This is a genomic window from Tissierellales bacterium (assembly GCA_025210965.1).
Taxonomy (GTDB): Bacteria; Bacillota; Clostridia; order Tissierellales; family JAOAQY01; genus JAOAQY01.
In genome coordinates this window covers 1-14280 of the sequence record JAOAQY010000025.1, presented here as the reverse complement: position 1 = coordinate 14280, position 14280 = coordinate 1, and the positions used below count along the sequence as shown (strand labels likewise).

The 14280-nt window shown below is 33.0% G+C and carries 14 protein-coding genes; 1 reads left to right on the top strand and 13 read right to left on the bottom strand.

The genetic code is table 11. From position 1 onward, the window contains the following. Position 1: 1 nt before the first annotated feature. From N4A40_01425 to N4A40_01415, 3 genes are all read right to left on the bottom strand, one after another. Positions 2-262: a YkuS family protein gene (locus N4A40_01425; protein ID MCT4660492.1), complete on the bottom strand. Its 261-nt coding sequence runs from the start codon at positions 260-262 to the stop codon at positions 2-4. A gap of 61 nt (positions 263-323) precedes the next feature. Beyond that, the gene (locus tag N4A40_01420; GenBank protein MCT4660491.1) at positions 324-1415 is read right to left on the bottom strand and encodes an efflux RND transporter periplasmic adaptor subunit; all 1092 of its coding nucleotides are present in this window, start codon (positions 1413-1415) and stop codon (positions 324-326) included. Continuing rightward, on the bottom strand, positions 1405-4665 hold the full coding sequence (locus N4A40_01415; GenBank protein ID MCT4660490.1) for an efflux RND transporter permease subunit: 3261 nt from the start codon (positions 4663-4665) through the stop codon (positions 1405-1407). The genes N4A40_01420 and N4A40_01415 overlap by 11 nt, the downstream gene beginning before the upstream one ends. 219 nt (positions 4666-4884) lie before the next feature. Between N4A40_01415 and N4A40_01410 the strand changes: the two genes are divergently transcribed. After that, on the top strand, positions 4885-5805 hold the full coding sequence (locus N4A40_01410; GenBank protein ID MCT4660489.1) for a DMT family transporter: 921 nt from the start codon (positions 4885-4887) through the stop codon (positions 5803-5805). A gap of 24 nt (positions 5806-5829) precedes the next feature. On the opposite strand, the gene pgeF is transcribed toward N4A40_01410, so the two are convergent. The 10 genes from pgeF to N4A40_01360 all read right to left on the bottom strand — a co-directional run. Further along, a complete protein-coding gene (gene pgeF, locus N4A40_01405; GenBank protein ID MCT4660488.1) occupies positions 5830-6636 on the bottom strand; it encodes a peptidoglycan editing factor PgeF in 807 nt (268 codons plus the stop codon). Between the two features lie 43 nt (positions 6637-6679). After that, complete coding sequence (locus N4A40_01400; protein ID MCT4660487.1) at positions 6680-7387, bottom strand: copper amine oxidase N-terminal domain-containing protein; 708 nt, start codon at positions 7385-7387, stop codon at positions 6680-6682. 103 nt (positions 7388-7490) lie between these two features. Further along, complete coding sequence (cobK, locus tag N4A40_01395; protein MCT4660486.1) at positions 7491-8234, bottom strand: precorrin-6A reductase; 744 nt, start codon at positions 8232-8234, stop codon at positions 7491-7493. Beyond that, positions 8231-8971 carry a precorrin-3B C(17)-methyltransferase gene (cobJ, locus tag N4A40_01390; protein MCT4660485.1) on the bottom strand — a complete coding sequence of 247 codons (741 nt, stop codon included), beginning with the start codon at positions 8969-8971 and terminating at the stop codon, positions 8231-8233. Before cobJ ends, cobK begins: the two co-directional genes overlap by 4 nt. Position 8972: 1 nt before the next feature. Further along, entirely contained in the window at positions 8973-9998 is a 1026-nt protein-coding gene (cbiG, locus tag N4A40_01385; GenBank protein MCT4660484.1) for a cobalt-precorrin 5A hydrolase, read from the bottom strand. After that, positions 9976-10731: a precorrin-4 C(11)-methyltransferase gene (cobM, locus tag N4A40_01380; GenBank protein ID MCT4660483.1), complete on the bottom strand. Its 756-nt coding sequence runs from the start codon at positions 10729-10731 to the stop codon at positions 9976-9978. Before cobM ends, cbiG begins: the two co-directional genes overlap by 23 nt. Then, positions 10724-11431, bottom strand: coding sequence for a precorrin-2 C(20)-methyltransferase (locus N4A40_01375; GenBank protein MCT4660482.1), 708 nt, complete (start codon positions 11429-11431; stop codon positions 10724-10726). Before N4A40_01375 ends, cobM begins: the two co-directional genes overlap by 8 nt. A 9-nt stretch (positions 11432-11440) precedes the next feature. Further along, a complete protein-coding gene (gene cbiE / locus N4A40_01370; GenBank protein ID MCT4660481.1) occupies positions 11441-12628 on the bottom strand; it encodes a precorrin-6y C5,15-methyltransferase (decarboxylating) subunit CbiE in 1188 nt (395 codons plus the stop codon). Beyond that, positions 12621-13751 (bottom strand): cobalt-precorrin-5B (C(1))-methyltransferase CbiD, encoded by a 1131-nt coding sequence (gene cbiD / locus N4A40_01365; GenBank protein MCT4660480.1) that lies wholly within the window; start codon positions 13749-13751, stop codon positions 12621-12623. Before cbiD ends, cbiE begins: the two co-directional genes overlap by 8 nt. Next, positions 13738-14280, bottom strand: a 543-nt coding sequence (locus N4A40_01360) for a precorrin-8X methylmutase (GenBank protein ID MCT4660479.1), incomplete at its 5' end; no start/stop codon positions are given. The genes cbiD and N4A40_01360, both read right to left, overlap by 14 nt.

The window sequence follows — 14280 nt, the reverse complement described above, 5'->3', positions numbered from 1 at the left end:
TTTAATGACAGAAATCATGTTCTATCATTCGAACAATTTCCCTTCTATCCATTTTAGCTGCATTTATAACTGTTCTTTTACCGCTTCCATCCTGCATACAACTAGTAGTAGTAATTCCCTCATAGTTGTCATCCGATACACTCACTATCAAAACATCTGCATGTTTTGATTTAGAACCCGCTAAGTAACATTCATAGCCTTGAGCTTCTAACCACATTTTTAAATCTTCCAAACCACTTTGTAATTCTACTATTTTTTTCATAATTTACCTCCTGACTTATCCGTTTATTTACACTCTTTTCTTATTTTATTTATACCCGAAGCTATTTTTTAATAACAACACTATCTCCCTCTTCTATTAGATTTTGTCCTCTAACAATAATATTTACATCATCTTCTATATCGCTCGTTATCTCGACATTATCTCCAAATGCTATTCCTGTTTTCACCTCTAATTTCGATACCTTCATTCCATCTACTATATATATATACTCTTGAGGTTGCTGACCAAGTACAGCTTTTTTAGGTATTAAGTTTGAAGTTCGTTCATCTATTATAAATTCGCACTCTGCATACTCTCCAGTTCTAATTCCATTTATATTCTCATTTAGCCCTATTTTCACTTCAAATAATCCTGTATTTGAGTCAGCTCTTTGATTGAATTCCAAAACTTCACCAGATATATTTTCACTCTTTTCACCATCTGGGTACACATTTACTCTCGTACCTTTTCTAAGTTTTTCAACTACATCTCCTGTAACTTCTGTCTTAAATATCATAGATGATTCATTTATTATTTCTAATGCGATTTTTGGACCAACTGTTTCTTTTTCCTTTATATATATAACGCTCACTTTCCCATCTATTGGTGCTTTTATTTCTCTATCCTCTAAATCTAGTTTCAAATTATTTCTTTGATTAGTATAATTAACCGTAGCATCATTGTATTTGTTTCTCGCCTGTACTAAGACATTTTCAGCTGAATCCAACTCGCTTTGAGTAGCTCCTCCATTTTTATACAGAGCTTGTACCTTAGAGTAAGCCTCCTCTGCATCATCTAACGCAATCTTCGCATTGTCACGAATTGTTCTTAACTGACTCTCCGTAACCCTATAGGTATTTTCTATATTTTCACTATCTAAGCTAAACAATACATCTCCCTTACTCACCAAATCTCCAACATTTACATTTAATTTTTCAATAGTGCCATTCCCTTGTGTCTCTACGGATAATAAAGATCCGGCTTCTATCGAACCTATAGCCATAACACTCTCATAAATTTCTCCACTTTCTACATTTTGGACTTCAACAACAGCCACATTATCTTCTACCTCTACAGTCTCCTCTCCACTTGGTGCACATGATACTAACATTAGAAATGTAAGTGAGAAGACTATATATTTATTAAATTTCATTTTTTACACCACCTTTTTTGTTTTGAATATTTAAACTAGCTCTAATTTTTATTCCTTCAACTATCGAATAGCTAACCGGAACAAATACCAATGTGAGAACCGTCGTTACAAGTAACCCGAAAATCAATGCAAAACTAAATTCTGCATAGTATATCTCTTTAAATGCAAGCGGAAGCACTCCTGCAATAGTTGTCATTGTGGTAGCTAAAACCGGATTGAATCTTGTAGCTGCGCCTTTTACTATTGCTTCCTTTAATTCAATGCCTTCTTTCCTAAGACCATTCATATAATCTATCAAAACTATCGCATCATTGACAGCAATACCAACAAGTGCCACCAGCCCCATAAATGCATAAAATCCAAAATCATTACCTGTTATTACAAGACCCCATATAACACCAACTGCGGCCATTGGAACTGTCGTTAATATAATAAATGGCTGCGCTACGGATTTAAACTGCACTGTCAATATTATAAATACCAAGAACACTGCTAATATCATACTTTGAAAAAGATAAATAAAATTCTCTTGAATACCTTGGACATCTCCACCAAAGCTTATATCAATATCATCGTAAATGCTTTTACCCTGCATTCTATTCTCTATTTGATTTGTAATATCTGTTATATTATAACCTCGTCTAATGTCAGCTTCTATAAATACTATTCGCTCACTATCTTCATGTCGTATGCTAGATAACCCTTTTTCTTCTTTAAATTTGACTAAGTTTTCTATTGGCATTTTTTTACCAGACGGAAGAGTGATATATAGATTTTTTATTTCACTGATTTCACTTAAGTCTTCTTCTTGTTTCTGTATCTTGACATTTATTTCTTCCCGATTTTCCGTATACGTTGTAACTGTAATTCCTGAAATTTGTTTTCTAACCTGACTCGAAATTTGAGCTACAGACAAATCATACAATGCCGCTTTGTTTGGATTTATGTCCATCAGTATTTGAGGCACACCTTTTTTTACTGATGTCTCTATATTGTAAATACCATCTATTTGCTTCATTTCTCTCTTGTACAATTCCAATACTTCCTGCAATCTATCTAAATCTGATCCGCTGAAGCTTATTTTTACAGGTGATCCAACGGGAGGACCAGATGCCAAACCTTTAATCAATATTTCTGCTCCTGATATTTCATTTAATTCATCTTCTACACTCTCCAATAAATCAAATCCTGTAACACCTTCACTAACAGCAAGACTAGCTCTTATAACACTTTTATCTACCTCACTGCCGCCAATAGTCGTATTAAACTGATCTATGCCTTTATTGTCAATAAGTAATGCTTCTACTTTTTCAGTTATCTTAGCTGTCTCCTCTAAAGTAGTTCCTCCAGGAGTATCAATATCAATTACTAAAGTATCAGGTTCATTTTTAGGGAAAAATGATACTTTTATAAGACCTGTTGCAAATGTTCCAAAGCTAAATAATAACACCAAAAAGCCTGCCAAAAGAAGAATAATTCTTTTCTTTTTGCTCATTACAAATGCATTAATTACATTCTTATATTTTTCATGTTCTTCATTTTTTCTAGATTTAAAATACTTTGTGTACTCTTTTACTCCTATGGCTATAGAAAAAAACACAAGTGCAACTATGCTGAGTACATTCCAATTGCCACCATTTGAAAATGCATAGAAACTCAGTACAGCAACAAGTATTATAGATATTATTATTTTGATCCATTTTTTTCTCACAGTATAGTTTCTTTCAGCCTCTCTCTTTAGTATCCTAGATGAAATTGCAGGTGTTATGGTAAGTGACACTATGAGCGATACCGAAATAGTAATTATTATGGTTAGCGGTATAGTTGATACAAAATCACCTAAAATCCCAGGAAGTATTGCCAATGGAAAAAATGCAGATATTGTAGTAAGTGTCGCTGAAAATATTGGATAGGATACCTGATTTGTCCCTAGCGACGCAGCATCTTTAAGCATGTAACCCTCACGTTTTAATCTGTCTATATTTTCCATTACAACTATAGAATTATCAACTAGCAAACCCAGCGCTACTATGAGCCCTAGTATTGCAAATGTATTAAATGTTATGCCAAATATATTTAATAGTCCCAATGTTCCTAAAAGCGAAAGTGGTATAGTCACAGATACTACAATTGCTTCTCTAAATCCTATAAATAAAAACAATACTATAACAACTACGATGAGACCTGAAAGTGCACTCTGCTGAATATTTTTCAAATCTTCAGCTACATTTTCTGCAAGTTCATTTGAATAATTTATTTTAAGTGACTCAGGATAAAGTACTCCTGAATTTTTTTCTATCTTCTGTTTTATTTTTTGAGTTATTCCTACGACATCACTATTTGCAGCTCTCGAGACTTCTAAAAATACAGATGGAAGTCCTGCCATTCTACCATCTCTTATAAATGTTCTATTATATGATTTTATTTTTTCTGTAGAATCATATATTTCAGCAAAGTCTCTTACAAATACCATACTTCCCTTAGAGGTCTTTATTGGAATTTGACTAATTTCAGAAACGCCTTTAAGTTTTTCATCTGTTCTTATTGTATATCTCAACCCGTTTAAATTTGCTTCACCTAATGGTGTAGACAAATTGTAGTTTTGAATACTTCTCTCTAGATTATCCATTGTAACTCCAAGCTCTAGCATTTTCACTGGGTTCGTTATGATGTGAATCTCTCTATCTAATCCTCCAAATACATTTACTTCTTCTACCCCCGATATTTTTTCTATTTCATCAGCTATATCTTCACTTACTCGAGTCAAATCATAGACAGGTAGTTCCCCCGATATACTTATATTCATAAGAGGTATCTCTGATGTTTTAAATATGAAACTAGATGGTTTTTCAACACCTTCCGGAAAATCTATCTCATTTAGCAAATTATCAAGTTCTAGTTTTTTTCTATCAACATCTATATCTTCCTTGAACTCAATAGTTACAAACGACAATCCAAAGCTACTTTCAGATGTCAAATTTTCTATATCGTCTAGTTCCGATATTTTATTTTCTATCGGATCTGTCACCAAAAATTCAACATCTTCTGGACTTGCACCTAGATAAACCGTTTGAACACTTATTGCAGGGAATATTATCTCTGGTAATGATTCTTTAGGAAGTGTCATCAAACCAAATACTCCGACGGAAATTATCATAAACATAACAAGTATCGATAGCGGAAGTTGATTTATAAATATATCTGCAAATCTCCCTAAAATATTTCTGTTTTTCTCTAATTTATCGTTCATATCAGTTCTCCTTTTTTAGATAAAATCATATGTATTTTTTATACCCGTTATATAATAATTATATTCTGAAAATACGATTCTCTTTACTCATTTTAGACATCTATAACAAAATATTATAAATTTTCTTGAAATATATGGATTTTTTATAGAAGAGAGCGTATAATATTAGTATGTTTAGTTTTTAACAATCATGATTGATTTTAATTTGGAGGTTTTACTATGACAAAGGGAATTGAAACACTTTTAGCCATAATAGGTTGCTCATTTTGGGGACTCACTTTTATATTTTTAAAACCAGTCGCCCCTTATGCTTCTGCATCCGATTTGGTATTTTGGAGATTTGTATTCACAGCAGTATTTTTGTTTATATTTCACAAAATCACCATCAAAAAATTTAATTTTTCATTTAATGATTTTAAGCTCATGCTTATAACTTCATTTCTCGGCTTCTTTCTATACCAATTGTTCTGTAACTTTGGAGTATCAATGATTTCAGGTTCTGAAGCTGGTTTGATACACGGTCTTATACCAATAGTTACAATATTTTTCGAAAGAGTTCTCAGAAATAAAAAAATCACTCCCCTAAAAGGAGTGGCTATGATGACATCTATCGCTGGAATATATTTGATATCGCAATCATCAGGTACTGCAAATAGCCAGTTTATAGGATACGTTTTGATGTTTGCTGGTATTTCAGCTTGGGTTATCTATACATTCATATCAGAAAAGTTACTAGACAGATACCACGGAATAGAATTATTAGCATACCAATCACTATTAGGCGCAATGTGGGTTATCCCTTATAATCTAATCACTGAGCAGAGACTTGTAAGTTTAAATATATTTACAAGTACTACTGCCTGGGGAAATCTACTATTGAGTGCTATTTTAAGTTCTGGAATAGGTTATATATTATATATGAGAGGTGTCAAAAATTTAGGAATCGGAACCATGTCCTTTATAGTAAATATAATGCCGATATCTTCATTATTAGCAGGTGCTATAATCTTAGGCGATCCTATTACATTAAATAATTTCTTTGGTTTAATTCTGATACTTATTTCTGTTTATATGATTCTTGTAGATAACTCTCAATCAAAGCACAAAAAAAGGAAAAAGAAATTATCTTTTTCCCAATAATACCCAAGGCACACAGTTTTCGTCCTATTTTATATAGGCCACAGCAACCTGTGTGCCTCTTTTATTTCCAAACTCTCTATGCGAAAAATACATATGACTATTTTCTTTAGTGCAGGTATTTGAACATTCTATGTTTTTATCAAGTACGCCTACACTTTTAAGCAATGCTTTATTAATGTTTGCCAAATCCGGAAAATATTTATCACCATGATTCTCAATATATTGTTTCGAATCTATCGGCAATAACTCTAATGCTTCTTTCACTTCTACTCCTACTTCATAACATTTGCCACAAATCGCAGGCCCAATAGCTACTTTTATCTCATTTTCCTTTGAACCATATTCGTCTTTCATTTTTGATATCATTTCTGTAGCAATAGATAGAGCAGTTCCTCTCCACCCAGCATGCGCCAATCCTACTACATTTTTTACCGGATCAAAAAATATAATCGGAGTACAATCTGCGTGATAAGTCATAAGAGGTAAGTTTCTTTCGTTGGTGATAAGTCCATCAATCCCTTTGTAATCTTTTTCTCTTACAAACCCTTTACCTGCATCTTTTCTACTCACTATTCTAATATTCTTGTCATGAGTCTGATCTGACAAAACAACTGCTTTTGAATCAACACATAATTCTTCGCAAAATTTTTCATAATTTTTCTGTATGATATTTCTATCATCTCCTGTGCTAAGTCCTAAATTCATGCTAGAATAGCATCCACTACTATATCCACCTTTTCTAGTTGAAAAAGCAGCAAACATACTAGATTCATAATCTTTAAATATTTCAAATGTATTGTATATCAAATCGCCTTTTTCAATATATTCCATTTGTAATCACCTCTTTTGTATTATAGCACAAAAGAGTTTTTTCTTAGTATATAATCATAGCTGGAGTCTGTCCTGGTAAACTCATAGTCATAATAGGTGCTGTAATAGCATTTATGAAATTTCCTACTTCTATATCTCTTTGAATATAAGTATCCTCACTTGAAACATTCAGTATAGTTTGATCTTCAAATCCTTCAGATTTTTCTTTTGATGATATTGTTATTCTTGAGATATTCCCTTCTTCATCTAAATCTATTTCTTGGATATACCCACTATGAGTAGCAATCATTGACTCTGAAAAATGTATATTTCCTTCTTTAGTTTGAAGACCTAGGCTTAAAATTTGAGTGAAAAACTCTGCTGGAACATAAGTTTCATCTCCAATCAATGTCGGTGCTTTGCTAAGTTCTCTTGGAGCCATTTTGTTTTTAAAATACGCATTTTTGGAAAGTTCTACACTAGTCCATCTAGCTCCATTTGCCAATTCAATCTGCTTCGTCTCATCGTTCCACGTTACTTCAAAGCCTGCCGCTTCAGCTAATTCTCTAAGTGGAAGCATCAATACTCCGTCTAAGTCTTTACCTGCACTTTCTAATTCTGTTTCTCCCCAATAGATATTTACATCATTTTGCTCTAGTTTTACCTCTACTACATTTTCATTTGAATCATACAATGTTGGTACTGGTGCTGTTGCCATAACCGTAGACGTCAACATCGCTATCATTAATCCTGTTATTATAAGTTTTTTCATATTTTTTTCCTCCTAAATTTTATCTCTCTTTGTCTAATTTATTTTTGTTATAATTCTTAGACGAATTGAGCATAAAAAAAGTTCCCTCACTGAGGAAACTTTTTTATTTAATATAGAAATCTAATTCATTAAAGTCACTACAAACATTGATATATTGGAGTTTTGGAAGTTCTATAGTATAAATATTTATTCCAAGTAAATTGGCTGCTTCTATTTTTTCATCTACTCCACCGTTTTTACCACTTTCTTTTGTAACCATATGCTTTATATTCTTTTCTTTCATAATCCACATATTTGATTCTAATGAATGTGGCCCCATTACAGCTATTATTTGATTCATATCAAAACCTAGATTTTCACATTTCCTTATTATTTTAGAAGAAGGCATAACTCTTACGAATAATCTAGACATATCATTTATTTTACAAAAAGCATCTAAATTGTTGCTCCCAGATGTTATTAACACATTGCCATCAACATAATTTAAATTATCCACTAGTTTTTCATATGTCTCAAATCTAGCTACGCCTTCTAGCTTCTCTCGTTGTCTTTCAAATCGAACATATTTCTTTTTTAGTATTTTGCTTATACTCAAGAGATTCTTACTAATTTCAATAGCATATGGATGAGTTGCATCTACTATCGCTTCTACATTATCATTATTTAAGCATTCCATTAACTCTGATTCATCTTTACTTCCAACTTCAATGTTTACATTTTTCAAATTCATATTTTTTAAAAGCTCAGCGCCTTGACTTGTGCTAACAAAAACTTTTACCTCATTGTTTTTACTCAAATGCTCGACAACTGCCTTCCCTTCGCTAGTACCAGCAAATACCGCTATCATATCTCATAGCCTCTAGGCGTAACCATGCTCTGCCCAAAAATTTTCGTTCTAGAATTTCCAACTATGATTACAGTCATCATATCTATTGATTCTTTAAGCATATCTTCAAGTGTTGTTATAACTATGGTTTCCCCATCTCTCATAGCTTTTTTTACTATTCCAACTGGAGTTTGAGCTGACTTGAACTTTAGCATTATATCCCTTGCTTTATCTATTAAATCCGGTCTTCCTTTGCTTTTTGGATTGTATAACGTAATAACAAAATCCCCTTCACTAGCACATTTAATTCTCTTTTCTATGAGTTCCCACTCCGTCAATAAATTACTTAAACTTATATAAGCACTATCATGCATTATGGGCGCTCCTAATCTAGATGCAGCCGCATGTGCTGCTGTTATACCTGGTATTATTTCACAATCAACCGATCTAACCTCATGCTCTATAAGTTCAAGTACTAAACCGGCCATTCCATATATTCCTGAGTCTCCACTACTAACAAGCGCTACACTATGGCCTTTTTCCGCTAAATCCAATGCTTCTCTACATCTATCTACCTCTTTTTTCATCACTCCTTCTATACATTCTCCACTTATATTTGGAAGGTGTTTTATCAACTGAATATACTTTTTATAACCCACTATATATTCTACTTCACTAAGTACCTTTCTACATCTGATGCTCATGTGTTCTTCATTTCCTGGCCCCATACCAACTACATATATCTTCCCACTTCTCATATTATATTTCCTCCCAAATTGATAATGTCATGCCATCCTGCTTTAACTTTTTTAATACACATTTACCTCGATTAGATGCTAAATATCCACTTGGCTCAGCAACTGAAGGTGTTCCAGTAATAGATTCGACAAAATCAGATTTATCAAATTTATGCGAAACCGCTTTTAGTCTATCTGCAGAAAATGTATTGAATTTCCAGCCATACTTTTCTGTAATTTGCAAAAATCCCTCTTCATCGGCCTTTAAATCTATACTTGATAGTGATTTTACAGAATTTATGCTATATCCACTATTGTCTAGAGCTTCTAAAATAAACTGTTCTATTTTTTCAGCACTAGTTCCTCTTCTACAGCCCATTCCGATTACAATGTTAGTTTTATATAATTGTAATCGATTCTTTTCACACTCTAGCTTTCTATTTGATATCGTAACAACGTATTTAGACTCTCCTTCAAATGTAAAACTATTCTTTAAATCAGTTTTTATTTTGAAATCACCGTCTATTTTTATTTTATTTCCCTCTAATATATAGGCTGTTAATAGCTTTGCTTTTTCAAAATCTACCAATTTATATCCATTTGATTCTGCAAAAGTATCAATTCCCCATTTTCCATTCAAATCTGTAGCCGTCGTTATAACAGGAGTACTATTCAAATAGCTGCTAATCGCTCTAGCATAATCATTAGCACCACCTAAATGTCCAGATAACAAACTTATAACATGATCTCCACACTCATCTATAACTATAACTGCAGGATCTGTTTTTTTATCTACTATACTGTCTTTTATCATCCTAACACTTATACCTGTAGACATTATAAATACCATTAAATCAGCATTATTAAAATGCTCATCCACATGATGTTTAAGTCCATTTTTTAAAACTTCACAACTTCTCTTTGCATATTTTTCTAAAGTAAATACTTGAGCTACAGTTATAAATTGTTTTAAATTATTAGCAAGTGCATATCCTCTTTTAGACACCGCATAAATATATATTTTTTTAGCGTCCTTTTCTATATTCATGTGTAAAGCTCCGATCATACAATTTCGATTTTGAATATTCACAATCTATGAAATCTCCAACCAATATTTGAGCTGTTTTAGTTATATTTGCTTCCTTCACTTTCTCAGAAATATTTGAAAGCGTACCCTTAACTATTTTTTGTTCTGGCCAAGATGCTTTTTGAATTACGGCTATAGGCGTTTCTAAATCATATCCTTTCAAAAGTTCATTTACTACATTTTCTATCATGTGAACTGACAAAAATATGGCCATAGACGCTCTGTGTTTTGCAAGCTCGGATAATTTTTCCGTTTCTGGAACTGGGGTTCTCCCCTCTATTCTAGTACATATAACAGTTTGTGAAACATCTGGAAGAGTAAATTCTCTCTGTATTGCAGCTGCCGATGCTAAAAACGAACTAACTCCTGGTACTATTTCAAACTCAATATTTTTTCTTTCAAGTGCATCCATCTGTTCTTGAATAGCGCCATATAAACTTGGATCTCCCGTATGAAGTCTCACTACATTCTTATCTTTCGATATCCCATTTTCTATAACCTCTAACACTTCTTCAAGTGTCATTTTAGCGCTATTGTGAATTTCTGCGCCTCTTTTATTCCATGTCAATAACTCTGGATTAACAAGAGACCCTGCATATATTATTACATCAGCTTCTTGTAATGCTTTTTGTCCTTTTATAGTTATTAGTTCTACATCGCCAGGCCCTGCTCCAACTATTTTCAATTTATTCACTGAAATCGCCTCCATTATTTCTTATACGCTTAACTAATAGTACGCTCATATAAGGTAGTTTGTAACTATAATCAAGTTCACTTCTCACTTCCATTTTTTCATATCCACCATACGTAACACTTTTGACCTCTATATCCATTTTTTTTGATATTTTCTCCAAATAGCCTACACTTTTTTCACATGGCTTCAGTATCGCTAATGTATCAAAATACTCGAATAAATCCAAGCATTGTTTCTCACTCTCTATTCCTGGCAAAATACCAAACCCTGATTTTCCAAGCCCTAGATGTTCTCCTATAGCACTGCTAGCTACTTGATATGAAGTAATTCCTGGCTCATATTCTACATCTATGTCAAACTCTAATCTATCTCGCAAATATGAAAATGTACTAAACGTCATAACATCTCCTATAGTTATAAAACTCGAATGTCCTTCTTTTTCAAGAGTTTCATTTATAGTATCTGCAGCCATTTGCCACGCTCTTTCAAGACCTGTTTTTTTCATTGGAAATACCAGTTCGCACAATTTAGTGCCTGTTTTTACATATTTTTTTATACTTTCAAGCGCCATGCTTTTTTCGCCTTTACTTACTACCGGATAGTAAATAATATCGCTATTTTCTATTTTTTCTTTTGCTGATATGGTTAAATACCTACCATCTCCAGCGCCTACTCCAATTGCTATAAGTTTTCTATTCATATCGTCTCCTTAATTCCACCAAATTTTCATAATAAAAATAGGTCTCCCACCATCAAGCATTTGGTATTTACCAAGCCTACTTGATCTTGAAATCTGAACTTGAATAAGTTCATACTTTTTTTCACTACATTTCATATACTCTGTCCATTCACTCAACGTCTCTAATGTTACAGCATTCATAACAACTATGCCATTTGATGATATCTTTGATTCAAGCAAACTCATTATTTCTTGAAAATTACCTCTAGTTCCTCCTATGAATACTCTGTCACAATATTCTATTTTTTTAAGAGCATCAACAGCATCCCCATGAATCAAATCAATATTTTCACATCTATGTTTTTTTATATTTTCTTTCATTATATCTACAGCTTCACTTTTTACTTCAATAGATGTTACTTTCCCCTTATATAAAAATCTCGATGCTTCTATACTTATAGAACCTGTTCCACTGCCAATATCAACTAAGTGATGATTTGATTTAAGTTCTAGTTTTCCAAGTGTAATATATCTTATTTCTTCTTTAGTCATAGGCGTACTATTTCTCAAAAAATCAATATCCGGGATATGACACTCCCTATTATAGTCCTCAAGACTCTCTAATATAACCACAGCCATAGCTTTGTGTTTTATATTTTCTAATTCAGAAGGCATTCCCTCTATTATCTTTTCATCTTCATACGACAACCTATAACCTACATACATCTTAACTTTCATGTTAAAACTTTTTAGTTTCTTAGCTATGGCCTGCGGACTTTGCTCATAATCTGTCAAAAGTGCAACTGTTTTATAGTCTCTAAGTGCATCAATATAATCACAGCTTCTCCCATGAACACTAAGAAATACTGCATCTTCATATGTCTTTCCTAATTTCGAAAAAAAGTATTGTATAGAATTTAGCGCAGGTACAACTTCTAATTTGCAACTTAAATTTCTTTTTAAATATCTAAAAAAACTATAATAGCAAGGGTCACCAGAAACCAATACCGCGATTTCTTGTGTATCACACCTCTTTTCAATCTCATCTACAACCTCTCTAAAACCTACTGAAAGAGATATTTTCTCACTACTCAAATCAGAAAAATTCTCTAGCTGCCTATCTCCTCCTATAATGCAATCTGCAGATTCAATAGTATATTTAGCTCTCTCTGTCATATCATCTATATTCCCTGGTCCTATTCCAACTATTTTAATCATAGAATTCCTCCCCATTAGTCCACTTAGACAGTCTCTGATGTGCAAAATCACTACACCCAAGTTCTCCAAATGGTAAATTAAATAAAATAGTTTCAACTGAAATTTCTTCACGAGCTCTAGCTTCACATTTTTGTTTTATTTTTTGAGCAATTTTATCAAATACAAAATCAGAATCTACAGATTTTATAATTTCAACCGCTTCATCTGTAGTATTACTATCCATTATCTCCATAAATATATCTCTATTTTCACAAAAATACATGTAATTAGCTCCTAATATCTCCATTCTTCCATCTGCCACTTTACTATGAGTATTAAATATTCCTCCAGCAACCTTTATAAGTTTTCCTATATGACCTATCAGCAGTATTTCTTCTATGCCTTCCGCTTTAGCAAAATCAATGCACTCTCCTATGAAATTACTAATTTTTATGCGAGGCGCTTTTATTTCATTATAAACCTTAGTAAAATTCTCTCCATAATTTCCAAGTACCATGACAAGTCGCTTACTCTCTTTTGAAGCTGATTTTATCTCCAAGTGTAGACTTTCAACCAATGCAGTTTCACTCATTGGCTCTACTATTCCTGTTGTGCCAATGATAGATATTCCTCCTACTATCCCGAGTTTTGAATTAAGCGTCTTTCTAGCTATTTCTTTCCCTTTCGGCACTTCTATACATATATTTGCTCCAACTGGCGATTTGAATACTTCTCTAAATGATTTTTCTATCATTTGAAGAGGAACGGGATTTATAGCATAACTTCCAACAGGTGTCTGAAGCCCTTTTTTAGTTATAATTCCAACACCAGTTCCTCCAACGATATTTACGGTTTCTTCTTCGTTAATTTCGACTACAGCCTTTATTTCTATTCTATTTGTAACATCGGGATCATCGCCACTATCTTTTACAGCTTCCGCTATTACTTTGCTACCTTCAACTCGTTTAACATAATTTATAGGAACCGATACAGTCCAGCCCTTCGGTGTTTCTATTTCAACACAGTCCAAAATTTGACCAGTCTCTATGTAAATTGCAGCAGCTTTAGTTGCCGCCGCTGCTGTAGTTCCCGTAGTATAGCCATACCTTAGTTTTTTGCCATTATATAATTTATAGCGCTTCATCTTCTGACCTCATTATTTTAAACAATGCATTTAATATTGCTACTGCAACTGGGCTGCCTCCTTTTCTGCCTCGTATTACCGCAGATGGAATGTCCCAATTTAAAAGTTCTTCTTTAGATTCAGCGGCTCCTACAAACCCTACTGGTACACCTATTATCCACTTTGGTTTCAATTTATTTTCATCAGCTAATTCCCCGATCTTATAAATAGCTGTTGGTGCATTCCCTACCATGTACATACTGATTCCTTCTTGTGCCGCTTTTTCTATTCCCGCCATGGACCTTGTAATGTTTTTTTCTTTAGCCACTTCATAAACTGATTTTTCATGTACATAATTTACTATCTCTAAACCGTATTTCTTCAGTGCACTTTTATTAACTCCTGAAACAATCATAGATGTATCAGCATAAATTTTCCCACCATTTCTCAGTTCTTTTTTTGCTATTTCTACAAAGTCATTGCTGAATTTTATCAAATCTGCATACTCAAAATCTGCAGTAGTGTGAATAACCCTTTTCACAATAGGTGC

Excerpts from the sequence above, each read along its gene's own strand:
- N4A40_01425 (MCT4660492.1), bottom strand. The coding sequence starts at position 262 with ATGAAAAAAATAGTAGAATTACAAAGTGGTTTGGAAGATTTAAAAATG.
- N4A40_01420 (MCT4660491.1), bottom strand. The coding sequence starts at position 1,415 with ATGAAATTTAATAAATATATAGTCTTCTCACTTACATTTCTAATGTTA.
- N4A40_01415 (MCT4660490.1), bottom strand. The coding sequence starts at position 4,665 with ATGAACGATAAATTAGAGAAAAACAGAAATATTTTAGGGAGATTTGCA.
- N4A40_01410 (MCT4660489.1), top strand. The coding sequence starts at position 4,885 with ATGACAAAGGGAATTGAAACACTTTTAGCCATAATAGGTTGCTCATTT.
- pgeF (MCT4660488.1), bottom strand. The coding sequence starts at position 6,636 with ATGGAATATATTGAAAAAGGCGATTTGATATACAATACATTTGAAATA.
- N4A40_01400 (MCT4660487.1), bottom strand. The coding sequence starts at position 7,387 with ATGAAAAAACTTATAATAACAGGATTAATGATAGCGATGTTGACGTCT.
- cobK (MCT4660486.1), bottom strand. The coding sequence starts at position 8,234 with ATGATAGCGGTATTTGCTGGTACTAGCGAAGGGAAGGCAGTTGTCGAG.
- cobJ (MCT4660485.1), bottom strand. The coding sequence starts at position 8,971 with ATGAGAAGTGGGAAGATATATGTAGTTGGTATGGGGCCAGGAAATGAA.
- cbiG (MCT4660484.1), bottom strand. The coding sequence starts at position 9,998 with ATGAATATAGAAAAGGACGCTAAAAAAATATATATTTATGCGGTGTCT.
- N4A40_01375 (MCT4660482.1), bottom strand. The coding sequence starts at position 11,431 with ATGAATAGAAAACTTATAGCAATTGGAGTAGGCGCTGGAGATGGTAGG.
- cbiE (MCT4660481.1), bottom strand. The coding sequence starts at position 12,628 with ATGATTAAAATAGTTGGAATAGGACCAGGGAATATAGATGATATGACA.
- cbiD (MCT4660480.1), bottom strand. The coding sequence starts at position 13,751 with ATGAAGCGCTATAAATTATATAATGGCAAAAAACTAAGGTATGGCTAT.